This window comes from Streptomyces sp. 13-12-16, from assembly GCF_002114215.1.
In the GTDB taxonomy this organism is placed as follows: Bacteria; Actinomycetota; Actinomycetes; order Streptomycetales; family Streptomycetaceae; genus Streptomyces.
Genome location: NZ_NCTE01001268.1, coordinates 1,418 through 26,766, shown reverse-complemented (window position 1 = coordinate 26,766; position 25,349 = coordinate 1,418). Strand labels below are relative to the sequence as shown.

Here is a 25,349-nt window from a genome sequence, read left to right as displayed (position 1 = left end):
GCGTCCGCCTCGGGCTCCGGGATCCCGGCTTCGGAGGTGCCGGCGACGGCCTCCCCGGCACCGGTACCGGGTGCGTCACCGGCCGGCCGTGCCGTACCCGGCTCGGGGGTGGCGGGTTCCCGCTCCCGCTGCTCCGGGGCGTCCGTCCCACCGTCGTGGCCCGAAGCGCCCCCGGAGTCGGGCGCGCCGCCCGGGGCGGTGCGCGCCTCGTCGTCGTTGTCGGGTCGCTCGGTGTTCACCGCATCGCTCCTTCGGCTGCGCGACTGTCGCGGAAAGACCCTTCCCGGTCGTGCCGGGACCGCTCGTGGGTCGTATCCCGCATCCCCTTTACGGGGGACAGCGATGGGACGCAGCGGGGGAGCGCGCGGTTCCCCGGGGGCGCCGAACCGGCCGGAGCCGGCTCAGTCGCCGTACTCGGCCATCGCGTCCAGCAGCCGCGCCGAGCCGGGCGGCACGGTCACGCCGTGGATCGAGGACGGGGGGACCGGCCGGGCGGCCACCCGGTCGGGCACCGCCCAGTGGGGGGCCATCCGGGCGCAGTCGCCGCGCAGCGACGCCAGGCCGCCTTCGAGGTCCGCCGGGGCGGGGGCAGTGGCAGGGGCATGGGCCCTGGGGTTCGTCATATCGGCACCGTACGCACGGAGAAGGTCACGAAGAAAGATCTACTATCGGGTAGTTTCGGCCGCTTCTGCGGACCCTTCCCAACCGGTAGCGTGAAGTGTCAAACCGCCTCCCTCAGGAGAATCCACGCCGTGCGCATCGCAGTCACCGGCTCCATCGCCACCGACCACCTCATGACCTTCCCCGGGCGCTTCGCCGACCAGTTCGTCGCGGACCAGCTGCACACGGTCTCGTTGTCCTTCCTGGTCGACAACCTCGACGTGCGCAGGGGCGGCGTGGGCGCGAACATCGCCTTCGGGATGGGCCAGCTCGGCACCCGCCCGATCCTCGTCGGGGCCGCCGGCTTCGACTTCGACGAATACCGGGCCTGGCTGGACCGGCACGGCGTCGACACCGAGTCCGTCCGCATCTCCGAGACCCTGCACACCGCCCGCTTCGTGTGCACCACGGACGCCGACCACAACCAGATCGGCTCCTTCTACACGGGCGCGATGAGCGAGGCCCGACTGATCGAGCTGAAGACCGTCGCCGACCGCGTGGGCGGCCTCGACCTGGTCTCCATCGGCGCGGACGACCCGGAGGCCATGCTCCGGCACACCGAGGAGTGCCGCTCCCGGCACATCCCGTTCGCCGCCGACTTCTCCCAGCAGATCGCCCGGATGAACGGCGAGGAGATCCGGATACTGCTGGACGGGGCGACCTACCTCTTCTCCAACGAGTACGAGAAGGGGCTCATCGAGACGAAGACCGGCTGGAGCGACGCGGAGATCCTCGGCAAGGTGGGCCACCGTGTCACCACCCTCGGCGCGCGGGGTGTCCGCATCGAGCGGGCCGGCGAGGAGACGATCGAGGTCGGGTGCCCGGACGAGGAGCGCAAGGCCGATCCGACGGGCGTCGGCGACGCGTTCCGGGCGGGGTTCCTGTCGGGGCTGGCGTGGGGGGTCTCGCTGGAGCGGGCGGCGCAGGTCGGCTGCATGCTGGCGACTCTCGTCATCGAGACGGTGGGGACGCAGGAGTACCGGTTGCAGCGCGGGCACTTCATGGAGCGCTTCACCAAGGCGTACGGGGACGAGGCGGCGGAGGAGGTTCGGGGGCATCTGGGCTGAGGCGTCGGGTGCGGGTGCGTGGGGGCTGGTCGCGCTGTTCCCCGCGCCCCTGGAGGTGCGCTGTTCCCCGCGCCCCTGGAGGTGCGCTGTTCCCCGCGCCCCTGGAGATGCGCTGTTCCCCGCGCCCCCTATAAAGATGCGCTGTTCCCCGCGCCCCTGATGTCGTGCGGCCCCCTGTGCCTGGGGTGCGTGGTTCCTCGCGCCCCCAGGCGTGGGGGGTCAGTTCGTTCGGCGGATCACGTAAGCCGTTCCCCGGGCTGCTGGTTCTTCGCCGGCGTACTCCTGGCCGCGCATCTCGCACCAGGCCGGGATGTCCAGGCGGGCCGCCTCGTCGTCGGCGAGGACGCGGATCGTGCCGCCCACCGGGACGTCTCCGATGACCTTGGCCAGTTCGATGACCGGGACCGGGCAGCGCCGGCCCAGGGCGTCCACCACCAGGGCCTCGTCCTTCTCCTCCGTCGGGACGGGGCCGGTGGACACCGGCGCGCCGAGCTTCTCCCTCACCCCCGACACCACCTCCGGCAGGACGGACAGGAAGCGCTCGACGTCCTCCTCCCGCGTCCCCGACGGCAGCGAGACCCGGATGTTGCCCTCGCTGAGCACGCCCATCGCCCGCAGCACATGGCTCGGCGTCAGCGTGCTGCTGGTGCAGGACGACCCGGACGACACGGAGAAACCGGCCCGGTCCAGCTCGTGCAGCAATGTCTCCCCGTCGACATAGAGGCAGGAGAAGGTGACGATCCCGGGCAGCCGCCGCTCCGGGTCCCCGACCACCTCCACGTCCCGCACCAGTCCCGGCACCCTCGCCCGGATCCGCTCCGTCAGTTCCCGCAGCCGTACCGCCTCCTCGGCGGCCTCCGCCCGCACCGCCCGCAGCGAAGCCGCCGCCGCCACGATCGCCGGCAGGTTCTCGAACCCGGCCGCCCGCCCCGACTCCCGCTCGTCCCGCGGCTCCTGGGGAGCGAACCGCACCCCTTTCCGTACGACGAGCAGTCCGGCCCCCGGCGGGCCGCCCCACTTGTGGGCGCTCGCCGTGAGCAGCGACCAGTCGCCCTCCACCGGCCCCCACCCCAGCGACTGGGCCGCGTCCACCAGCAGCGGCACCCCCGCCGCCCGGCACACCTCGGCGACCTCGGCCACCGGCTGCACGGTCCCCACCTCGTGGTTGGCCGACTGCAGGCAGGCCAGCGCGGTGTCCGGCCGCAGGGCGTCCGCGTACCCGGACGGGCTCACCGCCCCGGTGCGCCCCACCGCGACCTCGCTGACCGATCCTCCGCCGGTCCGGTGAACTTCCGCCGCATGGAGCACAGAAGAGTGTTCGACCGCTGACACGATCAGGTGACCTCCGACGCGCCGCCGCCCGGCCAGCGCCCCCGCGATCCCGGAGTGCACCGCCCGCGTGCCGGACGACGTGAACACCAACTCGTCCGCCCGGCACCCCACCAGCTCCGCGACCGCCTCCCGCGCCGCGTCCAGCAGCAACCGGGCCCGCCGCCCCTCCCGGTACAACCGCACCGGATCCGCCCACCCCTCGTCGAGGGAGGCCATCAGGGCCTGCCGGGCAACAGGGTGAAGGGGAGCGGCGGAAGCGGCATCGAAGTAGGACACACCCCAACGCTAAGCGCCCCGGAGGGGCGCGGGGCTGTTTTCCCCGTGCGGCTCCGCCGCGTGGACGCGACCTGCCGCGGCGGGGCGGCAGCCGTGAGACACCCCGTACCCCCGGATAATGAGGCGCTCGGTGTAACCCGCGGCGCGTACGGCACCCCTCCCCGCGACCCCCCGGAGGGCGTCGGCTAGGGTTTGGTCCGCATAAACATCCAAACCCCTGCCCGACGCAGGGCGGCGACCGACCAGCGAGAAGGCAGGCCGCAGCCAATCCGCGCGGGCGAGACTCTCGGGAAGGCGCTACGTGAGTCCCAACGGCTCCGACCGCTCGCCGCGGCGCCCGATGCGGCGGAAGCTGCTGCAGGCACTGACCGCGGGCCTGGTCCTGGCGACCGCCACCGGTTGCACATGGGAGGACTTCCCCCGCCTTGGTATGCCCACCCCCACCACGGAAGAGGCTCCGCGGATCCTCTCCCTGTGGCAGGGCTCCTGGGCCGCCGCGCTCGTCGTCGGCGTGCTGGTGTGGGGCCTGATCCTGTGGAGTGCTTTCTTCCACCGGCGCAGCCGCACCAAGGTGGAGGTTCCTCCGCAGACCCGTTACAACATGCCCATCGAGGCGCTGTACACGGTGGTTCCGCTCATCATCGTCTCGGTGTTCTTCTACTTCACCGCGCGTGACGAATCCGAACTGCTGAGGCTTGAGAAGAAGCCCGACGTCACCATCAACGTGGTCGGCTTCCAGTGGAGCTGGTGCTTCAACTACGTCGAGAACGTCGAGGGTTCCACGGGCGACGCCAAGACGTCCAAGGAACTCGAGTCGGTCCCGGAGCGCTACAAGAACGCCTTCCCGGCCGACGCCGGCGGTGTCTACGACTGCGGTGTCCCCGGTACCCGGAACCCGCAGACCAACAACCCGGGCCCCACCCTGTGGCTGCCCGAGGGCAAGCGGGTCCGCTTCGTGCTGACCTCGCGTGATGTCATCCACTCCTTCTGGGTGGTGCCGTTCCTCATGAAGCAGGACGTCATCCCCGGCCACCCCAACGCCTTCGAGGTGACCCCCAACCGTGAGGGCACCTTCCTCGGCAAGTGCGCCGAGCTCTGCGGCGTCGACCACTCCCGGATGCTGTTCAACGTGAAGGTCGTCTCCCCCGAGCGTTACGAGCAGCACCTGAAGGACCTTGTGAAGAAGGGGCAGACCGGTTACGTGCCCGCTGGCATCTCCCAGACGGAGCACGAGAAGAACCGGGAGGCGAACATCCTGTGAGCATCCTCAACGAATCCCAGGGTGCCGCGGCAGCAGGGTCCCACTACCAGGACGAGCTGCCGGTACGGCGCCAGAGCCGTGGCGAGGTCGTCGTCAAGTGGCTGACGACCACGGACCACAAGACGATCGGCACGCTGTATCTGGTGACGTCGTTCGTGTTCTTCATCATCGGTGGCGTGATGGCCCTGGTGATGCGCGCCGAGCTGGCCCGGCCGGGTCTGCAGATCGTGTCGAACGAGCAGTTCAACCAGGCGTTCACGATGCACGGCACGATCATGCTGCTGATGTTCGCGACGCCGCTGTTCGCCGGTTTCGCGAACTGGATCATGCCGCTGCAGATCGGCGCGCCGGACGTCGCCTTCCCGCGGCTGAACATGTTCGCCTACTGGCTGTACCTGTTCGGCTCGCTGATCGCGGTGGGCGGCTTCCTCACCCCGGACGGGGCGGCCGACTTCGGCTGGTTCGCCTACTCGCCGCTGTCGGACGCGGTCCGCTCGCCGGGCATCGGCGCCGACATGTGGATCATGGGTCTGGCCTTCTCCGGCTTCGGCACCATCCTCGGCTCGGTCAACTTCATCACCACGATCATCTGCATGCGCGCGCCGGGCATGACGATGTTCCGCATGCCGATCTTCACCTGGAACGTGCTGCTGACCGGTGTGCTGGTCCTGCTCGCCTTCCCGGTGCTGGCCGCGGCGCTGTTCGCGCTGGAGGCGGACCGCAAGTTCGGCAGTCACATCTTCGACTCGGCCAACGGCGGGGCGCTGCTGTGGCAGCACCTGTTCTGGTTCTTCGGCCATCCCGAGGTGTACATCATCGCGCTGCCGTTCTTCGGCATCGTCTCCGAGATCATCCCGGTCTTCTCCCGCAAGCCGATGTTCGGCTACATGGGCCTGATCGGCGCGACCATCGCGATCGCGGGTCTGTCGGTGACGGTGTGGGCGCACCACATGTACGTCACCGGCGGTGTGCTGCTGCCGTTCTTCTCCTTCATGACGTTCCTGATCGCGGTCCCCACCGGCGTGAAGTTCTTCAACTGGATCGGCACCATGTGGAAGGGGTCGCTGAGTTTCGAGACCCCGATGCTGTGGACGCTGGGCTTTTTGATCACCTTCACCTTCGGTGGTCTGACCGGTGTCATCCTGGCCTCGCCGCCGCTGGACTTCCACGTCTCGGACAGCTACTTCGTGGTGGCGCACTTCCACTACGTGGTCTTCGGCACGGTCGTCTTCGCGATGTTCGCCGGCTTCCACTTCTGGTGGCCGAAGTTCACCGGCAAGATGCTCGACGAGCGCCTCGGCAAGATCACCTTCTGGACGCTGTTCGTCGGCTTCCACGGCACCTTCCTGGTCCAGCACTGGCTGGGTGTCGAGGGCATGCCGCGCCGCTACGCCGACTACCTGGCCGCGGACGGCTTCACCGCCCTGAACACGGTCTCGACGATCGCCTCGTTCCTGCTCGGCATGTCGATGCTGCCGTTCTTCTACAACATCTGGAAGACGGCCAAGTACGGCAAGCCGGTCCAGGTCGACGACCCGTGGGGCTACGGCCGCTCCCTGGAGTGGGCGACCTCCTGCCCGCCCCCGCGGCACAACTTCCTCACCCTGCCGAAGATCCGCAGTGAATCCCCGGCGTTCGACCTGCACCACCCCGAGATCGCCGCGCTCGACGAACTCGAGAACGCCGGTCACGGTGAGAAGGCCCTCTCCGGCAGCAAGGAGGCCGGCAAGTGAAGATCCAGGGCAAGATGTTCATGTGGCTGAGCATCTTCTTCCTCATCATGGCCGGGGTCTACGGCGTGTGGTCGAAGGAGCCGGTCGGCACCACCGCCCTCTTCCTGGCGTTCGGCCTGTCCATCATGATCGGCTTCTACCTGGGCTTCACGGCCCGGCGGGTCGACGTGGGCGCGCAGGACAACAAGGAGGCGGACGTCGCCGACGACGCCGGCGAGGTCGGGTTCTTCAGCCCGCACAGCTGGCAGCCGCTCTCCCTGGCCGTGGGCGGTGCCCTGGCCTTCACGAGCGTCGCGATCGGCTGGTGGCTGATGTACTTCTCGGCGCCGCTGCTCCTGATCGGCATCTGGGGCTGGGTCTTCGAGTACTACCGCGGTGAGAACCGCACCCAGTGACCACGACGGCGAGGGGCCCGGACACTCCACCAGGAGGGTCCGGGCCCCTCGTCGTTTCACTCGTTCGGGCCGTCCAGTGAGCCGAGGGCGGCGCGGGTTCCTAGCGTGAGGCCATGAGACGCACCAAGTCCCCTCGTGGCGCGGGCGCCGGGCGGAGCCGCGTCGCCGGCCGCACGCTGCTGGTGGTCGCCCTCGTCGCGGGCGTCGCGGGCTGCTCCTCCGACGGCGACCCGCTGTCCGCCGAGCCCTACGACGCGGCGGACCGGATCTCCTTCAGCGGATCCGTCGAAGCGGGCGGGGAGGCCGACCCCGACAAGCCCCTGGAGGTCGTCGCCGAGGACTCCGACGGGCGCATCACGGACGTCACCGCCGTGGACGCCTCCGGACGCCACGTGGCGGGCGAACTGGCCGCCGACGGCAGCCGCTGGCACAGCACCTCCCCGCTGGCCGCGAACGCCCGGTACACGGTCCGGGTGAGCACCGAGGACGGGGACGGGGCGCCCGGCCGCAAGGTCCTCACCTTCACCACCGCCAAGCCCGCCGGCACCCGGCGCCTGACCGTCGCCTTCGGCCCCGGGGCGGGCACGTACGGCGTCGGCCAGCCCCTCACCGCCGAACTGAGCGCCCCCGTCAAGGACCCGGCCCAGCGAGCCGTCGTGGAGCGCGCCCTGAAGGTCGAGTCCACCCCCGCCGTGTCCGGCGCCTGGCACTGGGTGGACGACAAGAAGCTGCACTACCGCCCCCAGGACTACTGGCCCGCCCACGCCACCATCGGCGTGCGCAGCACCCTGGAGGGCATCAAGGTCAACGACCGGCTGCGGGGCGGCAGGTCCGAGCCCCTGACGATCCGCACCGGCGACCGGGTGATAGCCGTCACCGACGCCGCCGCGCACCGGCTGACGGTCTACAAGAACGACGAGGAGATCAAGCAGATCCCCGTCACCACCGGCAAGCCCGGCTTCGAGACCCGCAACGGCGTCAAGGTCGTGCTCGCCAAGGAACGCTCCGTACGTATGCGCAGTACCACCGTCGGCATCGCCGAGGGCTCGGCGGAGTCGTACGACCTGGACGTCCAGTTCGCCACCCGGGTGACCTGGAGCGGCGAGTACGTGCACGCCGCCCCCTGGTCCGTGGGCTCCCAGGGCTACGACAACGTCAGCCACGGCTGCGTCGGCATGAGCACCGACGACGCGCAGTGGTTCTTCGACACCGTCCGCGAGGGCGACGTCGTCAAGGTCGAGAACTCGACCGGCGAAACGATGGAGCCCTTCGGCAACGGCTACGGCGACTGGAACCTCGACTGGCCCGCCTGGCGGGCGGGCAGCGCCCTGACCACCGACAAGGCCCCCGGCCAGGCGGAGCAGGCCCGCCTGAGGCCGCAGACCGTGTGAACGCCCCCAGGGGCGCGGGGCCGTGGCCGGTCCGCGGCTCCGCCGCGCACAGTCCCCACCCCGGCCCGTGGTCGCCGGACAACGGACGGGTCCGCGCTCCTAGGCGCCCGCCAGGGACTTCTGCCGCAGCAGGGACGCCAGCGCCGAGGCGAACTCGACCGGCTCCACCGGCAGGGTGACCGCGGACTCGGCGCGACTCCACGTCGCAAGCCACGCGTCCTGCGGCCGCCCGATCAGCAGAAGCACCGGCGGACAGTTGAACACCTCGTCCTTGATCTGCCGGCACACCCCCATGCCGCCCATCGGCACGGCCTCACCGTCCAGCACGCACACGTCGATGCCGCCCCGGTCCAGTTCGGCCAGCACGGCCGCCGGGGTCGCGCACTCCACGAACTCCACGACGGGCACGTCCGGCGCCGGCCGCCGCCCGGTGGCGAGCCGCACCTGCTCCCGGGTGTTGGCGTCGTCGCTGTAGACCAGCACCGTGGCGGTCGCCTGCATTGTTCCTCCACGCGTAAGAGAGAGGGCACGGCTCTGTCGGGAACTTCGGGTACCGATGGCGCGGATGCTACCCCCTCCGACCGCTTGTCAACACTGGTTCGGACACGCCTTCGAGAGGGCTCCGAGAGGGCTCCGCCACGGCTCGCGGATGGGCCATCCGGGCAGTCCAGGAGGGCTGAACGCACCGAACGGCACCCCCGGGAGTGAGGGCGGGATAAGCGACCGACATAATGTCGGCGTGGCGACAGCAACGACAGTAGACACCGGGCACGCGCACCCGTCGGTCAACCGACCGAACCTCACCAGCGTCGGAACCATCATCTGGCTGAGTTCCGAGCTGATGTTCTTCGCGGCCCTCTTCGCGATGTACTTCACCCTGCGATCGGTGACCGGACCCGACTTCTGGTCGGAGAAGGCCGACCTGCTGAACTTCCCGTTCTCGGCGACGAACACCACGATCCTGGTGCTCTCCTCGCTCACCTGCCAGCTCGGCGTGTTCGCCGCCGAGCGCGGTGACGTGAAGAAGCTCCGGATGTGGTTCATCGTCACCTTCATCATGGGCGCGGTGTTCATCGGCGGCCAGGTCTTCGAGTACACCGAGCTGGTCAAGCACGAGGGCCTGTCCCTCTCCTCCGACCCGTACGGCTCGGCCTTCTACCTGACCACCGGCTTCCACGGCCTGCACGTGACGGGCGGTCTGATCGCCTTCCTGCTGGTCCTGGGTCGGACCTACGCAGCCAAGAGGTTCACCCACGAGCAGGCGACCGCGGCCATCGTCGTGTCCTACTACTGGCACTTCGTCGATGTCGTCTGGATCGGCCTCTTCGCCACGATCTACATGATCAAGTAGCCGGGCCCACATCCGCGCGCGCCCCTTTCCGGGCGCACCATCCAGAAGCATCGACGCAGAAGATCCTGACACCGGGGTAATCCGTGAAAAAGCTCTCCGCACGACGACGCCATCCGCTGGCGGCGCTCGTCGTCCTACTCCTCGCGCTGGCATGCACCGGGGGGCTCTACGCCGTGTTCGCACCCGCGGACAAGGCGCAGGCCGACGAAACCGCCCAGTCCCTCACCATCGAGGAGGGCAAGAAGCTCTACGCGGTCGGCTGCGCCAGCTGCCACGGCACCGGCGGTCAGGGCACCTCCGACGGTCCGAGCCTGGTGGGCGTGGGCGCCGCAGCGGTCGACTTCCAGGTGAGCACCGGCCGTATGCCGGCCGCCACCTCGCAGGCCGCGCAGATCCCGGACAAGCCGGCCGTCTACACCCAGGCCGAGATCGACCAGCTGGCGGCGTACATCGCCTCCCTGGGCGCCGGCCCGGCCGTCCCCACCGCCGAGCAGTACGGCCCCGAGGGCGCCGACATCGCCAAGGGCGGCGAACTGTTCCGCAACAACTGCGCGCAGTGCCACAACTTCACCGGCAAGGGCGGTGCGCTCACGCACGGCAAGTACGCCCCGACCCTTGAGGACGTCGCTCCCAAGCACATCTACGAGGCCATGCTCACCGGCCCGCAGAACATGCCCTCCTTCCCCGACAGCACGCTGACGGAGCAGAACAAGAAGGACATCATCGCGTACCTGGGCGCGGTCAACACCGACGAGTCCGAGAGCCCGGGCGGCATGTCGCTGGGCGGGCTGGGCCCGGTCAGTGAGGGCCTGTTCGGCTGGATCTTCGGTCTCGGTGGACTGATCGCCGTCGCCGTGTGGGTCGCCGCTCGGACCGCAAAGGCCAAGAAGTCATGAGTAGCCAAGACATCCCCGAAGAGAACCTGCCCGCAGCGCAGGACACCACCCACGGCGCGGTGAAGGTCGCGGACGAGAAGAACCCGTTCGCCGACCCGGGCCTGCCGCCCCACGAACACCGGATCCAGGACATCGACGAGCGGGCCGCCAAGCGGTCCGAGCGCGCGGTCGCCCTGATGTTCACGCTGTCGATGCTGGCCACCATTGGCTTCATCGCCTCGTTCGTGGCGATCCCGGTCGAGAAGATCGTCTACATCTTCCCGCTGGGTCACATCAGTGCCCTGAACTTCGCGCTCGGCGTGACGCTCGGCATCGCCCTGTTCGCCATCGGCGCGGGCGCGGTCCACTGGGCCCGCACCCTGATGTCCGACGAGGAGCTGGCCGACGAGCGGCACCCGATCGAGGCCTCGCCCGAGGTCAAGGCGAAGGTCATGGACGACTTCCGCCAGGGTGCCAAGGAGTCGGCGCTCGGCCGGCGCAAGCTGATCCGCAACACGATGTTCGGCGCCCTCGCCCTGTTCCCGCTCTCCGGCGTCGTGCTGCTGCGCGAGCTCGGGCCGCTGCCCGAGACCAAGCTGCGCCACACCCTGTGGGGCAAGGGCAAGCTGCTCGTCAACATGAACACCAACGAGCCGCTGCGGCCGTCCGACCTCATCGTGGGCTCGCTGACCTTCGCCAAGCCCGAGGGCCTGGAGGAGCACGACCACGGCTTCCAGAACGAGATCGCCAAGGCTGCCCTGATGCTGGTCCGCATCAAGCCGGACGACATCAAGGACAAGCAGTCGCTCGAGTGGTCGCACGAGGGCATCCTCGCGTACTCGAAGATCTGCACCCACGTCGGTTGCCCGATCTCCCTGTACGAGCAGCAGACGCATCACGCGCTGTGCCCCTGCCACCAGTCCACCTTCGACCTTTCCGACGGTGCCAAGGTCATCTTCGGCCCCGCCGGTCACCCGCTGCCGCAGCTGCGCATCGGCGTGAACGACGAGGGCTACCTCGAAGCGCTCGGCGACTTCGCAGAGCCCGTCGGTCCTGCCTTCTGGGAGCGCGGATGAGTACTACGACGACCCCCGAGTCCCGCTCACGCGGGAAGGCACCGGCCGGCGAGCGCGTCGCCGACTGGGCCGACGGCCGGCTGGGGATCTACTCCCTGGCCAAGGCCAACATGCGCAAGATCTTCCCGGACCACTGGTCCTTCATGCTGGGCGAGATCTGCCTCTACAGCTTCCTCATCATCATCCTCACGGGTGTGTACCTGACGCTGTTCTTCCACCCGTCGATGAACGAGGTGGAGTACCACGGCAGTTACGTCCCGCTGCAGGGACAGCTGATGAGCGAGGCCTACAAGTCGACGCTGGACATCAGCTTCGACGTCCGTGGCGGTCTGCTGATCCGGCAGATCCACCACTGGGCCGCGGTCATCTTCCTGGCCGGCATGTTCGTGCACATGATGCGCGTCTTCTTCACCGGCGCGTTCCGCAAGCCGCGTGAGATCAACTGGCTGTTCGGCTTCCTGCTCTTCGTCCTCGGCATGTTCACCGGTTTCACCGGTTACTCGCTGCCGGACGACCTGCTCTCCGGAACCGGTGTCCGCTTCACCCAGGGCGCGATCCTGTCCGTGCCGATCGTCGGCACGTACATCTCGATGTTCCTGTTCGGCGGAGAGTTCCCCGGCACCGACTTCGTCGCGCGGTTCTACTCGATCCACATCCTGCTGCTGCCGGGCATCATGCTCGGCCTGGTGGTCGCCCACCTGATCCTGGTCTTCTACCACAAGCACACGCAGTTCGCGGGTGCCGGTCGGACCAACAAGAACGTCGTGGGCATGCCGCTGCTGCCGGTCTACATGGCCAAGGCGGGAGGCTTCTTCTTCCTGGTCTTCGGCTTCACCGCCCTGATCGCCGGCATCGCGTCCATCAACCCGATCTGGGCCCTGGGCCCGTACCGTCCGGACATGGTCTCCACGGGCGCCCAGCCCGACTGGTACATGGGCTTCGCCGAGGGTCTGGTCCGCGCCATGCCCGGCTGGGAGATCAACTTCTGGGGCCACACCCTGGTCCTGGGCGTCTTCGTCCCGCTGGTGATCTTCGGTCTCTTCCTGGGCGTCATCGCGCTCTACCCGTTCATCGAGTCCTGGATCACCGGGGACAAGCGCGAGCACCACATCCTGGACCGGCCGCGCAACGCGCCGACCCGTACGGCCTTCGGCGTCGCCTGGGTCACGGCGTACATGATCATGTTGATCGGTGGTGGCAACGACATCTTCGCCACCCACTTCAACCTCTCGATCAACGCGGTCACCTGGTTCGTCCGCATCGGCTTCTTCGCGGGACCGGTCATCGCGTTCGTCGTCACCAAGCGGATCTGCCTCGGCCTCCAGCGCCGGGACAAGGACAAGGTGCTGCACGGCCGCGAGTCGGGCATCATCAAGCGCCTGCCGCACGGTGAGTTCATCGAGGTGCACGAGCCGCTCAGCCAGGAGCAGATGTACACCCTCACCGCGCACGAGCAGTACAAGCCGGCCGAGATCGGCCCGACGGTCGACGAGAACGGCGTGCAGCGCAAGGTGAAGGTGACCGAGAAGCTGCGCGCCAAGCTGAGCAAGGGCTACTACGGCGAGGAGTCCCAGATCCCGAAGCCGACCGTCGAGGAGTACAAGGAGATCACGAGCGGCCACGGCCACCACTGATCGCCTTCAGCGCCTCACCCCAGTCGCCACACGACGGCGAAGGGCCCCCGTCCGTTCTGCGGACGGGGGCCCTTCGCCGTCCCCGGACCTGGATAGGGTGGACACCACCGGGATCCTGCCCGGTCCTCGGACTCCTCTACGACCATCAGGAGCGGCCATGAGCGCTGTGACCCCCGCTGGAGGCGACACCGCGGCGGGCCGCTCCTGGCCCGCCGTACTGAACGGACTGCTGGACGGCCGGGACCTGTCCGCGGACGACACCGCCTGGGCGATGGACCTGATCATGCGCGGCGAGGCGACCGACGCGCAGATCGCAGGGTTCGCGGTGTCCCTGCGCGCCAAGGGCGAGACCGTCGAGGAGATCACCGGCTGCGTACGGGCGCTGTACGACCACGCCCATGTGATCGAGGTGCCGGGCGAGACCGTCGACATCGTCGGCACCGGCGGCGACGGCGCCAAGACGGTGAACATCTCCACGATGTCCTCGATCGTCGTGGCCGGCACCGGCGCGAAGGTCGTCAAGCACGGCAACCGGGCCGCGTCCTCCGCGTCCGGCGCCTCCGACGTCCTGGAGAAGCTCGGCGTCAATCTGGAGCTGACGCCGAAGCGGGTCGCCGAGGTCGCCGAGGAGGCCGGGATCACCTTCTGCTTCGCGGTGAAGTTCCACCCGGCGCTGCGCCACGTGGCCGCCGCGCGGGGTCAGCTGGGCGTCCGCACGGTGTTCAACTTCCTCGGCCCGCTGGCCAACCCGGCACGGGTCAAGGCGCAGGCCGTCGGGGTCGCCGACCCGCGGATGGCGCCCATCATGGCCGGGGTGTTCGCCGGGCGCGGCCACTCCTCGCTGGTGTTCCGCGGCGACGACGGACTCGACGAGCTGACGACCACCGCCACCTCCCGGGTGTGGGTGGTCCGCGACGGCAAGGTCGCCGAGGAGGCCTTCGACCCGCGCGACGTCGGCATCGAGCTGGTGCCCGTGGAGGCGCTGCGCGGCGCCGACGCCTCCTACAATGCCGAGGTCGCCCGCCGGCTCCTCGACGGCGAACCGGGCCCCGTACGGGACGCGGTGCTGCTGAACTCGGCGGCGGCGCTGGTGGCCCTGGAGCCGGGCGGCGGCACCCTGACGGAACAGATCCGCGCCGGAATGGCCAAGGCGGCCGAGTCGATCGACTCGGGAGCCGCCAAGCGGGTCCTGGAACGCTGGGTGACCGTCAGCAACGCGTAACGCCTGCCCGGCGGGGGGCACCGGAGCCGCGGGGCCCGGCGCGTGCACCTCCACCGCCTCGCGGCCGCACGCTCGCCGCCTCCCGCCTCCCGCCTCCCGCCGCTCGTGTGGGTCCCTCATCGTCTCCGCTTCCCAGGGGTGTGAGGCGCCTCCGGTTTCCTCCGGGGGGAGCCGTCGGGCGGATCCCGCCGTTCGGCGGGGGGATGTCCCGCGATCCGGACACGGGTTGCGGGGCGTCGATCATTTCGCGTACTTTCCTGTCCAGGTCATGAGTGACAGCCATCAGGCCCCGGCCGGCTGTCCGGCAACCCTCCGTCCGTGGCGGGGTGCCCCGGGTGAAGACCAGGCCGTGGGCAGCAAGGCTCACGGCAAGCGCGGACCCCTCGCACACCAGGGGTCCTGGTCGTCGAGGAGCCTCCCGTGAGCAAGCGAATGCGTTAGGGCTGCCGAGCCCCGCCTCCGCGCACCCCTTTTCCCCCTTCCGCGCTTGAGCGATGTGCGCTCGCGCGGGAACTCCGCCTGCCTCACCGGGAGCTGTGTCATGTCCGTCCCCACCCTCGCCGCCGACCAGTCCGTCCGCGCCCCGCTGCCCGTCCTCGGCCGGGACGTCACCGTCCCCCTCGTCACCGGGGGCGAGGTCACCTACGCCGCCCTCGACTACGCCGCCAGCGCCCCCGCCCTCCAGCGGGTCTGGGACGACGTGGCCGCCTACGCGCCGTACTACGGCAGCGTCCACCGGGGTGCCGGATACCTCTCCCAGCTCTCCACCGACCTGTTCGAGAACGCCCGCCGGACCGTCGCGGACTTCCTCGACTGCCGTACCGGGGACCAGGTGGTCTTCACCCGGTCCACCACCGACTCCCTCAACCTGCTCGCCGCCGCGCTCCCCGACGGCTGCGAGGTCTTCGTCTTCGAGACCGAGCACCACGCCTCCCTGCTGCCCTGGCGCGACGCGCGGGTCACCTGCCTGGACGCCCCGCGCAGCCCCCGGCAGGCGGTGGAGATCCTGGAGCGCGCCCTCGCCGACCGTACTGCAGCTGTTCACGAGGGCCACGGCCCCGCCCTGGTCTGCGTCACCGGCGCCTCCAACGTCACCGGCGAGCTGTGGCCCGTACGGGAACTGGCCGCCGCCGCGCACGCGCACGGCGCGCGGATCGTGCTGGACGCCGCCCAGCTCGCCCCGCACCACGCCGTCTCGGTGACCGGCCTGGACGTCGACTGGGTCGCCTTCTCCGGACACAAGCTGTACGCCCCCTTCGGCTCCGGTGTGCTGGCCGGCCGCGCCGACTGGCTCCGGGAGGCCGAGCCCTACCTCGCGGGCGGCGGCGCCAGCCGCAGGGTCACCCGGCGCGAGGACGGGGGAGTGGACGTGGAGTGGCACGACGGCGCCGCCCGCCACGAGGCCGGCTCGCCCAACGTCATCGGCGCCTACGCCATCGCGTCCGCCTGCAAGGCGCTCACCGAGGCCGGGTTCGAGGCGCTGGCCGCGCGTGAGGAGCGGCTGGTCCGCGCGGTGCGCGAAGGGCTCGCGGACGTGTCCGAGGTGCGGTTCCTGTCCCTGTTCGGGGACGACGCCCCGCGCGTCGGTGTGCTCTCCTTCGTCGTGGAGGGCTGGAACAGCTCCCACTTCGCCGCGGCGCTGTCCGCGGAGTACGGCATCGGTGTGCGGGACGGGTTGTTCTGCGCGCATCCGCTGGTGCGTACGCTGCTCGGCGGTGACGCGCGGGCGCAGGGGGAGTGCGGGGCGCCCGAGGCGGGGCCCGGTGAGAAGTCGCTCAACGCGATCCGGGTCAGCTTCGGGGCGGGGACGCCCGACGAGCACGTGGAGCGGTTCGTGCGGGCGGTGCGGGAGCTCGTCCGGGACGGCGCCCGCTGGAACTACCGGACGGTGGACGGCCGCTGCGTCCCGGACACCTCCGCCTGAGGGGTTTTTCGCCCCCGCCGCCCCTTCCCGTCCCGAACCCGGGGCTCCGCCCCGGACCCCGCTCCTCAAACTCCCCCGGAGAGGCTGGAGTCAGCCCCTCCGGCGTTTGAGGAGCAGGGGTCCGGGGGCAGCGCCCCCGGGACGGGTAAGGGCGGCGGGGGCGAAGAAGCTAGGTGGTCGCCGGGAGCCGGGCGCCCAGGACGATCATGCGCAGGGCGCGCTCCGTCGCGTCGGTGAGGAGCTCCGCGCCGCGCACCAGCGCCTCCGCCAGGGCCATCGGCGCGGGCAGGATGCCATGACAGGCATCCACCCCCGGCACCTCCCCCGCCCCCTCCCCGAGCGTCCCCGCCAGCGCCAGCACAGGACGCCCCGACAGCTTGGCGCGCCGTGCCACCTCCGCCGGTACCTTCCCGCGCGGAGTCTGGTGGTCCAGCGCCCCCTCCGCGGTGACGACCAGATCGGCGCGGGCCAGCCGGGCGTCCAGGTCGAGGTGGTCCAGCAGGACGTGGAAGCGGGGCAGGAGGGACCCGCCCAGGGCGGCGAGCCCGGCGCCGAGCCCGCCGGAGGCGCCCGTACCGCGGCCGAGGCGCAGATCGGTGCCGGTGACGGCCAGATCGCGGGTCAGCACCCGCGCCCAGTTCTCCAGCGCCGCCGACAACTCCTCCACCTGCTCCGGACCCGCCCCCTTCTGCGGACCGAACACCCGGGCCACGCCCCGCTCCCCGCACAGCACGTTGAAGGGGTTGCAGGCGACGAGGAGTTCCACGTCGGCGAGGCGGGGATCGAGCCCGGTCGGATCGATGCGGGCCAGGCGCGTCAGCTCACGCCCGCCGACAGCAAGTTCGGCCCCGTCCGCGTCCAGCAGCCGCGCGCCGAGCGCCTGGAGCGCGCCCGCGCCGCCGTCGGAGGTGCCCGAGTCGCCGCAGCCCACCAGGATCCGCCGTACGCCCTGGTCGAGGGCGGCGCGGATCAGTTCCCCGACGCCGTACGTGGTGGTGGCGCCCGGGTCGCGCCGGGTGCGGGGGACCAGGGAGAGGCCGGCGACCGCCGCCATCTCCACCACCGCCGTGTCCCGGGAGCCGAGCAGCGCGAAGTGGGTGCCGACCGGTTCGCCGACCGGGCCGGTGGCGGCCAGCGCGACCAGCCGGCCGCCGGTCGCCGAGGCCAGCGCCGAGGCCGTGCCCTCACCGCCGTCCACCAGCGGGATCCGGTCGATCTCGGCGTCCGGCAGCACCCGGCGGACACCCGCCGCGATGGCGTCGGCGGCTGCCTGGGCGGACAGCGACTCCTTGAAGCCGCTGGGGGCTACGACGACACGGTTCAGCATGAGGGGAACTCCTTAGCGGGTCACGGGGACGCCGAGCAGCGGCCACACCGCGACGGCGAACAGCAGGACCAGGGCGGCGGTGAGCGGGGCCAGTACGGCGGACAGCCGCAGCAGGTCACGCGGGGTGTAGGTGGGGGTGCCGGGTATGTCCGCGAAGAGCGTGACCGGCTTCGCGGAGGCCGGGAGCGTGTGGCAGAAGCCGGCCGCGGCGGTGGAGGCGAGCGCCGCCGCGACCGGGTTCACCCCGGCGCCCACGGCGGCCGCGACCACCAGCGGGACCAGCACGGAGGAGCGGGCGGAGCGGGACTGCAGGACCAGATGGGCGGCCGTGCTGACCACGATGACGACCGTCAGGAACATCACCGGCGTGACCCCCGCGGGCACCCCGCCGACCAGCCACTTCGCCGCGCCCGACTCGGCGAGCGCCACGCCCATCGCCATCGTCGCCGCCATGAACAGCAGCAGCGACCAGGGCACCGTCTTCAGCGCGTCCTTCAGCCGTACGGTGCCGAGCGCCGGCGAGGCGGCGACGACCGCGCCGATCAGCGCGACCATGGCCGGTGACACCTGGTGCAGCGGCTCGCTGCACCACAGGGCGACGACCGTGGCGAGCAGCAGGGCGCAGCGCTTCTCCGCCTGGGTCCAGGGGCCGGTGACCGGGCGGTCGCTGTGCCGCTGGATCTCCTCGGCGGTGATGTGCACGCCGCCCTCGCGGTCCGCGCGCCGGGTGGTGGTCAACAGGACCGCCTCGGCGGCGAGATGGGAGGAGGCCACGGCCAGCGGCAGCCCGAGCAGCAGCCACTCGGTGAAGCCGACCCGTTCCCCGGCGGCCTCCCACAGCACCGACACGGTGATCAGGTGCGCGCCCGCACCGATCAGGGTCGCCACCGCCGACAGGAGGATCACGGTCGGGAACAGCAGCGCCAGCATCACGACCAGTCGTTTCCGGTCGGCGAGTGCCTTGGCGAGGGCGAGGAACACCGGCAGGGCGAGCGCCGCCCGGCCGGAGGTGGCCGGCACCGCGAACGCCGTGACGACCAGCGCGGCCGTCGTCAGGTGCGTCAACTGCCGTACCGTACGGGCCCCGCCGACCAGGAAGGCCGCCGCCCGCCCCGCGAGCCCGGTCCGGCTCACCGCGGCGGCCAGCACGAACGCGCAGATCAGCAGCCACACCGTCGAGTCGCCCAGGGTGCCGAACAGGGTGTCGCTGCTGATCACCCCGGTCACCGTCAGCGCGAGGCCGGCGCCCAGCGCGATGTACGTGTCGTCGATCGGCGTACCGATCCACGCGCAGGTCGCCAGCGCGAACACGGCGAGGGTGAGGCGCGCGTCCCCGCCGAGACCGGGGAAGTTGCCGGGGACCGCGAGCAGCGCGCACAGCGACAGCGTCACGCACAGGGCCGCGGCCGAGCGGGGGTTCAGTGTCACGTCATCGACGATCCACCGGGGCGGTGAGCCGTCGATGAGCCGAAGATGAAGGAAACTTCACCCGGCGGCCGGGGCCGTCACGCGGGGAGGCGGTAGCCCATCCCGCGGACCGTCTCCACCTTCTCCGCGCCGAGCTTCTTGCGCAGCGCCCGCACGTAGACGTCCACGATGTTGGAGCCCGGGTCGAAGTCGTAGCCCCACACGTGGGACAGGATCTGCTCGCGGGAGAGTACCTGCCCGGGGTGACGCAGGAACAGTTCGAGCAGCACGAACTCACGGGCGGTCAGGTCGACGGTGCGTTCCCCGACGCGGGCGCGGCGGGTGCGCAGATCGAGACCGAGCGAGCCCGACCTGAGCACCGTCACCTCCGGCGCCCGGGCCGCCGTGCGCAGCCGCAGCCGTACCCGGGCGAGCAGTTCCTCGAAGCGGAACGGCTTGGTCATCCAGTCGTCGGCGCCGCCCTCGAGACCGGCCACCGTGTCCCGCACCGAGTCCCGCGCGGTCAGCACGATCACCGGGGTCGTCACCCGGGACTCGCGCAGCTCGCGCAGCACGGTGAAGCCGTCCCGGCCGGGCAGCCCGATGTCCAGGACGACCAGGTCGAAACCGCCGGTCAGGGCGTACTCGTAGCCGGCCTCGCCGTCGGGGACGACGGTGGTGGTGAAGCCGTTGGCGCGCAGGCCCTTCTCCACGAAGGAGGCGATGCGGTCCTCGTCCTCGACGATCAGAATCCGGTTCACGTCCGTGTCTCTCCCAGGATGAGTACGAAGGTGGCGCCGCCGCCCTCGGTGTCGTGCAGGCGGACCCGGCCGCCGTGGCCCTCGGCGATCGCCTTGACGATCGACAGGCCGAGCCCGGCGCCCGAACCGCGCGCCCCGCGCCGGGAGGTGCCGCGCCGGAAGCGTTCGAAGACCAGCTCACGGTCCTGCGGCCGGACACCGGGGCCGGAGTCGGCGACGTACAGCTCGATCCGGGAACCCCGTGCGCGCGAGCCGATGCGGATGGTCTGGCCGGCGGTGGTGTGCTGCACCGCGTTCTGCGCGAGCTGCACCATCGCCTGGGTGATCCGCTGGGGGTCCAGCTCCGCCTCCCGGTCGGCTATGTCCGTGAGCTGCCAGTCGCGTTCGCCGAGGGTGCGGGCCTTGACGTAGACGTCGGCGGTGAGTTCGGCGAGCTGGACCGGCTCCGGGGTGACGAAGTCGGGGCGTTCGGCCTTGGCGAGCAGCAGCAGGTCCTCCACGATGCGGCTCATCCGGTCGAGTTCGTCGGTGACGAGCCGGACGGTCTCCTCGCGCTCGGCCGGATCGTCGCCCATCAGCTCCAGGTGGCCGCGCACGATGGTGATCGGGGTGCGCAGTTCGTGGCCGGCGTCGTCGACGAACTGGCGCTGGGCGGCGAAGGCCCGCTCCAGCCGGTCGAGCATCGCGTTGAACGTCTCGGCGAGGGCCGCGATGTCGTCGTGGCCGCGCACCGGGATACGGCGGGTGAGGTCCTGCTCGGTGAGCTGCGCGGCGGCGGTGCGCACCAGCCGTACGGGCTGCAGGATCCGCCCGGCGACCGCCCAGCCGATGCCGGTGGTCAGCAACAGGGCGACCCCGGAGATGGCGAGCAGCACCCGGAACACCTCGTCCACCCGGGCCACTTCGCGTTCGGGGTGGAAGGCGACGACGAACGCCGCCTCGGGCGCGCCGCCGCCGTGCCGGGCCACGGACACCTTGGCCCAGCGGATCTCGCCCTCGGGCCGGTGCAGCACACCGGAGGCGTCGGGCGAGTCGAAGATGCGGCGCCGGGCGTCGTCGTCCCGGTGCAGGGGCAGGGCGACGGGCAGGTCGCGCGGCTGGGTGAGTTTCGCCGGGCCGCCGCTCTTCCGCGCGACCAGGCCGATCAGTTCCTCGTCCGGGTCGGCGTACTGCCGTTCCAGGAAGACCCGCAGCAGCCGGTCCGGGTCGGTGAAGGGCCGGCCCGTCTCCGGATCGAAGCCGCGCTCCTCGAAGTTGGCGAACTCGCCCGCCTCCTGGGCGAGCAGCCCGTTGATCCGGTGGTCGACGTCCCGCAGCAGGAAGGAGCGGGTGGTCATGGCGACCGAGCCCAGCGCGACCGCCATGACGAACAGCAGCCACAGCAGGATGCGGACCCGGGCGGAGAGCCGCCGCCGGGGGGCGTCAGCCGTCGTCGCCGGGTCCGTCGTCCCCGCCGGGGCCGTCGTCCGGGGAGTCCTGGCCTCGGTCGTCGTCATCGTCCTCACCCGCTGGGCTGTCGGTCACCGGAGGCCGGGAGACGACCTCGTCGCTCGGCGTCGGCTCGGGCCGCGCGGACGGGGCCGTGGACGTCGGGGTGGGCGAGCCGCTGTCCAGTTCGACCCGGGGCGGCACGGCGGGCGGTTCGGGACTGTCGGCGAGGGCGAAGCTGGTCGCGGCGACGCCCAGCGGAATCAGCACGACGGCGGCGAGCGCCGCCATCCGGCGAGTGAAGACCATGCCCCGATCCTGTGGCCCGCGCCAGAGCCTCCGGATGAGCGCCGGATGAAGAACTCTTCATCTCCCCGCTGAAGACCGCCCCCTCCGGCACGATCCACCCCTCCGGGACAATCCAGCCCCTCCGGCGTTTGAGGAGCGGGGTCCGGGGCGGGACGGGAAGGGACGGCGGGGGCGGGGAAACGGCTGAGATGTTCAGGACCGGCACCGGCACCGGACCGAACACCCCCGCCCTCCCCCGGGCGGACCGCTAGCTGTCCAGGCCGATGGCGAACGCCGCCTCCAGGTCGTGCTGCGAGTACGTGCGGAACGCCACGTGCGTGTCGGTGCCCTCCACCCCCGGGATCTTGCTGATCCGACCGGGGATGACCTCCGCCAGGTCCTCGTGCTCACGCACCCGCACCATGGCGATCAGGTCGTACGTACCGGTCACGGAGAAGACCTCGCTGACGCTCTCCAGCGCGGCGATCTGCTCCGCGATCTCGGGGATCCGGTCCACGCTGGTCTTGATGAGGACGATCGCGGTGATCACGGCTGGTTCTCTCCCTCGGGGGCCGGAGCAGGGGTGGCCTTCACTGTAGTCGCCCTGCCGAAGCACACCCACGCGCAGCCGAAGCCCAGCCCGAACCCGATCAGGTGCGCCAGGTACGCCACCCCCGGCCCCTCGCCCGCCCGCCCCGCCGCCGCCCACTGCAGCGCCGCCCAGAACGGCAGCACCACCCACGCCGGCAGCCGTACCGGCAGGAAGAACAGGAACGGCAGGAGACTGGTCACCCGGGCCCGGGGGAACAGGAAGAGGAACGCGCCGAGCACCGCCGAGATCGCCCCGGAGGCGCCGATCAGGGACCGCTCGGAGTCCGCGTTGGCGGCGGCGTACCCCAGCAGCGCGAGGTAGCCGCAGCCGGCGTAGCACAGGGTGAACCGGACCCGGCCCATCCGTGCCTCGGTCATCGCTCCGAAGACGTGGAGGAACAGCATGTTGCCGAGCAGATGCACCCAGCCGCCGTGCACGAACAGCGCCGTGGCGGGGGTGAGGACGGCCCCGGGGGACCCTTCGAACAGGTCTGCGGGAATGACGCCCCAGCGCCGGAAACAGGCCCTCTGCGCCTCCAGCAGCTCCTCCCCGGCGCCGTGGGCCGGATGCAGGCCGGAGGCCGGACCGACCAGGAAGACCAGGCAGCACAGCACGATGAGGGTGTGGGTCACCGGCGCGGAGGTGCCCCGGATCGCCCCGGCGGCCGACGCACTCCAGTTGCGGATCATGGATACAGAGCATGACGTAACCGGACGCAACCACACAGACCGCCTCGCCGCCGTGGACGGGCGGGCGGCGGGGACCCGCCAGGCCGTAGGGTTACGAGCCATACGCACCGGGGATCCGGTGTGTCACGGACACTGGAAGGAAGGCGAACAGCCACGATGACGGTTCCTCTGCCGACCGCCTCGACGCGGTGGCGCTGCACCCTCTGCGGCAACCTCACCCGCTTCGACGTGACCCGCTCGTCGAAGGTCGTCGAGTACATCCACCTCGATCTGGCCGGAGAGCCCAAGGTCGAGGAGCGCGAGGTGCTCGATGAGACCATCGAGTCGGTGCGGTGCCGCTGGTGCAACGCAGTGGATCAGGTGGAACTCGTGGACAGGCCGGGTGCCGGCTCCTGAGCGAAGGGGGTCCCTCCCGATCGAGCGAAGTCGAGAGTGGGGGAAGGCCCCGCTGACGGCGACCCCGCGCGCGGGGTCGCACACGGACATTGAGGTGTGACGGATGGTGGAGACCACGGGCGGGGGGCCGCAGGACGGCGCCGCCGAGGTGCTCGACCGTCCGCTGCCCGACGGAGTGCGCCGCCGGGTCGTCCAGATCGTCGCCGACGGCTTCGGCGGGCTCACGGTCGCCGAGCTGCCCGCCCAGCTCCGGCAGTACGCGCGCTTCGCCCCGAACCGCCGCGCCAAGTTCGCCGGCAACGCCATGGCCGCGGCGCTGGAGACCGATCCGCTGTTCCGGCAGCGCATCGGGGAGAAGCTCAGAGAGGCCCAGCCGGAGCTGACCGGCGCCCTCGACTCCGGCTCCCCGCCCCCGGCCGCGGACCCGCTCGACGTGGCGGCCGCGGCCTATGTGCTCCGCCCGGCCGGCTGGGTCAAGCTGGTGACCGCCGCCGGCGAGGAGGCCCAGCGCGCCGACGCCGAGCGCGCCGACGAGGAGACCCGGGCCGAGCTGGAGCGGCTGCGCGACGAACTCGCCCGGGCCCGTGAGCACACCAGGTCCGAGACCGAGCGGCTGCGCACCGAACTGGAGTCGGCGAAGAAGGAAGCCGAGTCGCTGCACCGCAAGCTGCGCTCCGCCCTCAGCGACGTCAAGCGCGGCGAGGCCGCCGTGCGCAAGCTGCGGGGCGAGATGGAGACCGTGCGTGCCGAGGGGCACGCCCAGGTGTCGGCCGCCGAGAGCGAGAGCCGGCGCCTCAAGGCCCGGCTGGGGGAGACCGAGGCCGCGCTGGAGGCCGCCCGTCGGGCTGCCCGGGAGGGGCGCAGCGTGGAGGACATGCGGGTCCGGCTGCTCCTCGACACCGTGCTGGACGCCGCCCAGGGGCTCCGCCGGGAGCTGGCGCTGCCCCCCGTGTCCGTCCGGCCCGCCGAGACCGTGGACGCCGTCGAGCCCGGCCGCATGACCCCGAAGGACATCGCCAACCGCGCGCTGTCCGAGCACGACCCGGCCGTCCTCGACCAGCTGCTGGCGCTGCCGCAGGCCCATCTGGTCGTCGACGGCTACAACGTCACCAAGACCGGCTATCCCCAGATGCCCCTGGAGAAGCAGCGGCTCAGGCTCCTGGGCCAGCTCGCCCAGCTCGCCGCCCAGACCGGCGCCGAGGTGACCTGCGTCTTCGACGGCGCCGAACTGGTCGCGCCGGTGCTGCTCGCGCCGCCGCGCGGGGTGCGGGTGCTGTTCTCCAAGCCGGGCGTCACCGCCGACGAGCTGATCCGCCAGCTGGTGCGCGCCGAGCCGCCGGGGCGGCCCGTCATCGTCGCCTCCACCGACCGCGAGGTCGCCGACGGGGTGGCCCGCGCGGGCGCACGCCCCGTCGCGTCGGCGATGCTCCTCAAGAGGCTTTCCTGATATCTGATTCCCATCCGTCCCTCGTGCAACGTACAGGATCTTTGCCCGAATTGACGGAACCGTCACGCAACGTAGCGTCAAGAGAGCGTCACCGCAGGTGAGTTCGGACCGAATAAACCCGCTGTAACGGAGATTTTGTGTCCGGGGATTTGAACTGATCACAAGAGAATCACTAGGGTCTCCCTTCGAACCCTCGCTCGCGCGATCACTCTCGAGAAGGAGCTCGTCTCCGTGGCGTCCCACCGTCGTCCCAAGCAGCCGAGCCGCGCACGCGTCACCGTGCTCACCACCGCTGCCGCAGCTGCCGTCGTCATGAGCTCGCAGGCCGCCAACGCCGCGCCGAGCGAGAAGCCGAGCAAGGACGAGGTCAAGGCCAAGGTCGACAAGCTCTACGAGCAGGCCGAGCAGGCCACCGAGAAGTACAACGGCGCCAAGGAGAAGCAGGAGAAGCTCCAGAAGGAGATCTCCACGATCCAGGACAACGTCGCCAAGGGCCAGCAGGAGCTCAACGACCTGCGCGACGGCCTCGGTTCGATGGCCAGCGCCCAGTACCGCAGCGGCGGCATCGACCCCTCCGTCCAGCTCTTCCTCTCCGCCGACCCGGACGACTACCTCGACAAGGCGTCCACGCTCGACCAGTTGAGCACCCAGCAGGTCGACGCGCTCAAGGAGATCCAGGAGAAGCAGCGCGAGCTCGCCCAGCAGCGCTCCGAGGCGTCCGAGAAGCTCAAGGACCTCTCCGCCACCCGCACCGAACTGGGCAAGAAGAAGAAGGAAGTCCAGAGCAAGCTCTCCTCCGCGCAGAAGCTGCTCAACA

The 25,349-nt window shown here is 70.9% G+C and carries 24 protein-coding genes, 1 pseudogene and 1 riboswitch; of the genes and pseudogenes, 14 read left to right on the top strand and 11 right to left on the bottom strand.

The annotated features are described in order from the left end of the window. A pseudogene (locus B7767_RS39090) lies at positions 1-239 on the bottom strand (hypothetical protein); the annotation flags it as partial. Positions 240-401: 162 nt separating this feature from the next. Then, positions 402-623, bottom strand: coding sequence for a hypothetical protein (locus tag B7767_RS39085; protein ID WP_085576091.1), 222 nt, complete (start codon positions 621-623; stop codon positions 402-404). Between the two features lie 129 nt (positions 624-752). Here B7767_RS39085 and B7767_RS39080 point away from each other — a divergent pair, with 129 nt between their 5' ends. Continuing rightward, on the top strand, positions 753-1,727 hold the full coding sequence (locus B7767_RS39080) for a carbohydrate kinase family protein (RefSeq protein ID WP_085576090.1): 975 nt from the start codon (positions 753-755) through the stop codon (positions 1,725-1,727). Positions 1,728-1,946: 219 nt separating this feature from the next. On the opposite strand, the gene B7767_RS39075 is transcribed toward B7767_RS39080, so the two are convergent. Continuing rightward, positions 1,947-3,335 (bottom strand): cysteine desulfurase/sulfurtransferase TusA family protein, encoded by a 1,389-nt coding sequence (locus B7767_RS39075; RefSeq protein WP_085576089.1) that lies wholly within the window; start codon positions 3,333-3,335, stop codon positions 1,947-1,949. Between the two features lie 301 nt (positions 3,336-3,636). Between B7767_RS39075 and coxB the strand changes: the two genes are divergently transcribed. The 4 genes from coxB (at position 3,637) to B7767_RS39055 (ending at position 8,115) form a co-directional block, all read left to right on the top strand. Beyond that, positions 3,637-4,596: a cytochrome c oxidase subunit II gene (gene coxB / locus B7767_RS39070; RefSeq protein ID WP_085576088.1), complete on the top strand. Its 960-nt coding sequence runs from the start codon at positions 3,637-3,639 to the stop codon at positions 4,594-4,596. Beyond that, entirely contained in the window at positions 4,593-6,329 is a 1,737-nt protein-coding gene (ctaD, locus tag B7767_RS39065) for a cytochrome c oxidase subunit I (protein WP_085576087.1), read from the top strand. Before coxB ends, ctaD begins: the two co-directional genes overlap by 4 nt. After that, entirely contained in the window at positions 6,326-6,724 is a 399-nt protein-coding gene (locus B7767_RS39060) for a cytochrome c oxidase subunit 4 (RefSeq protein WP_030859113.1), read from the top strand. Before ctaD ends, B7767_RS39060 begins: the two co-directional genes overlap by 4 nt. Positions 6,725-6,837: 113 nt before the next feature. Next, on the top strand, positions 6,838-8,115 hold the full coding sequence (locus tag B7767_RS39055; RefSeq protein WP_085576086.1) for an Ig-like domain-containing protein: 1,278 nt from the start codon (positions 6,838-6,840) through the stop codon (positions 8,113-8,115). A 99-nt stretch (positions 8,116-8,214) separates the two neighbouring features. Here the strand turns inward: B7767_RS39055 and B7767_RS39050 are convergent, their stop codons facing one another. Next, entirely contained in the window at positions 8,215-8,616 is a 402-nt protein-coding gene (locus B7767_RS39050) for a response regulator transcription factor (RefSeq protein ID WP_085576085.1), read from the bottom strand. 238 nt (positions 8,617-8,854) lie between these two features. Between B7767_RS39050 and B7767_RS39045 the strand changes: the two genes are divergently transcribed. The 6 genes from B7767_RS39045 (at position 8,855) to B7767_RS39020 (ending at position 16,197) form a co-directional block, all read left to right on the top strand. Then, positions 8,855-9,466 (top strand): heme-copper oxidase subunit III, encoded by a 612-nt coding sequence (locus tag B7767_RS39045; RefSeq protein WP_030820483.1) that lies wholly within the window; start codon positions 8,855-8,857, stop codon positions 9,464-9,466. An 83-nt stretch (positions 9,467-9,549) separates the two neighbouring features. Next, the gene (locus B7767_RS39040; protein WP_085576084.1) at positions 9,550-10,362 is read left to right on the top strand and encodes a c-type cytochrome; all 813 of its coding nucleotides are present in this window, start codon (positions 9,550-9,552) and stop codon (positions 10,360-10,362) included. After that, a complete protein-coding gene (locus tag B7767_RS39035; protein ID WP_085576083.1) occupies positions 10,359-11,417 on the top strand; it encodes a ubiquinol-cytochrome c reductase iron-sulfur subunit in 1,059 nt (352 codons plus the stop codon). Before B7767_RS39040 ends, B7767_RS39035 begins: the two co-directional genes overlap by 4 nt. Next, positions 11,414-13,051, top strand: coding sequence for a cytochrome bc complex cytochrome b subunit (locus B7767_RS39030; protein WP_085576082.1), 1,638 nt, complete (start codon positions 11,414-11,416; stop codon positions 13,049-13,051). The genes B7767_RS39035 and B7767_RS39030 overlap by 4 nt, the downstream gene beginning before the upstream one ends. 157 nt (positions 13,052-13,208) lie before the next feature. Next, positions 13,209-14,273 carry an anthranilate phosphoribosyltransferase gene (gene trpD, locus B7767_RS39025; protein WP_085576081.1) on the top strand — a complete coding sequence of 355 codons (1,065 nt, stop codon included), beginning with the start codon at positions 13,209-13,211 and terminating at the stop codon, positions 14,271-14,273. A gap of 264 nt (positions 14,274-14,537) precedes the next feature. After that, positions 14,538-14,654: riboswitch (SAM riboswitch) on the top strand. 160 nt (positions 14,655-14,814) lie between these two features. Then, complete coding sequence (locus B7767_RS39020) at positions 14,815-16,197, top strand: aminotransferase class V-fold PLP-dependent enzyme (RefSeq protein WP_085576080.1); 1,383 nt, start codon at positions 14,815-14,817, stop codon at positions 16,195-16,197. A gap of 169 nt (positions 16,198-16,366) precedes the next feature. Here the strand turns inward: B7767_RS39020 and B7767_RS39015 are convergent, their stop codons facing one another. The 7 genes from B7767_RS39015 to B7767_RS38985 form a co-directional block, all read right to left on the bottom strand. Beyond that, a complete protein-coding gene (locus B7767_RS39015; RefSeq protein ID WP_085576079.1) occupies positions 16,367-17,524 on the bottom strand; it encodes a glycerate kinase in 1,158 nt (385 codons plus the stop codon). Positions 17,525-17,536: 12 nt separating this feature from the next. Beyond that, a complete protein-coding gene (locus B7767_RS39010; RefSeq protein WP_085576078.1) occupies positions 17,537-18,952 on the bottom strand; it encodes an SLC13 family permease in 1,416 nt (471 codons plus the stop codon). Between the two features lie 77 nt (positions 18,953-19,029). After that, a complete protein-coding gene (locus tag B7767_RS39005; protein ID WP_085576077.1) occupies positions 19,030-19,692 on the bottom strand; it encodes a response regulator transcription factor in 663 nt (220 codons plus the stop codon). Continuing rightward, the gene (locus B7767_RS39000) at positions 19,689-21,188 is read right to left on the bottom strand and encodes an ATP-binding protein (protein WP_179167485.1); all 1,500 of its coding nucleotides are present in this window, start codon (positions 21,186-21,188) and stop codon (positions 19,689-19,691) included. Before B7767_RS39000 ends, B7767_RS39005 begins: the two co-directional genes overlap by 4 nt. Continuing rightward, positions 21,115-21,429 carry a small secreted hydrophilic protein gene (locus B7767_RS38995; RefSeq protein ID WP_085576076.1) on the bottom strand — a complete coding sequence of 105 codons (315 nt, stop codon included), beginning with the start codon at positions 21,427-21,429 and terminating at the stop codon, positions 21,115-21,117. The genes B7767_RS39000 and B7767_RS38995 overlap by 74 nt, the downstream gene beginning before the upstream one ends. A gap of 247 nt (positions 21,430-21,676) precedes the next feature. Beyond that, positions 21,677-21,958, bottom strand: coding sequence for an Lrp/AsnC family transcriptional regulator (locus B7767_RS38990; protein ID WP_073936623.1), 282 nt, complete (start codon positions 21,956-21,958; stop codon positions 21,677-21,679). Next, a complete protein-coding gene (locus B7767_RS38985) occupies positions 21,955-22,689 on the bottom strand; it encodes a rhomboid family intramembrane serine protease (RefSeq protein ID WP_085576075.1) in 735 nt (244 codons plus the stop codon). The genes B7767_RS38990 and B7767_RS38985 overlap by 4 nt, the downstream gene beginning before the upstream one ends. 156 nt (positions 22,690-22,845) lie before the next feature. Here B7767_RS38985 and B7767_RS38980 point away from each other — a divergent pair, with 156 nt between their 5' ends. The 3 genes from B7767_RS38980 to B7767_RS38970 all read left to right on the top strand — a co-directional run. Beyond that, positions 22,846-23,085 (top strand): hypothetical protein, encoded by a 240-nt coding sequence (locus tag B7767_RS38980; RefSeq protein WP_085576074.1) that lies wholly within the window; start codon positions 22,846-22,848, stop codon positions 23,083-23,085. A gap of 103 nt (positions 23,086-23,188) precedes the next feature. Continuing rightward, the gene (locus B7767_RS38975; protein WP_085576073.1) at positions 23,189-24,532 is read left to right on the top strand and encodes an NYN domain-containing protein; all 1,344 of its coding nucleotides are present in this window, start codon (positions 23,189-23,191) and stop codon (positions 24,530-24,532) included. Positions 24,533-24,763: 231 nt separating this feature from the next. Beyond that, positions 24,764-25,349 (top strand): coiled-coil domain-containing protein (locus B7767_RS38970; protein ID WP_373408274.1); only part of this gene is annotated, 586 nt, incomplete at its 3' end.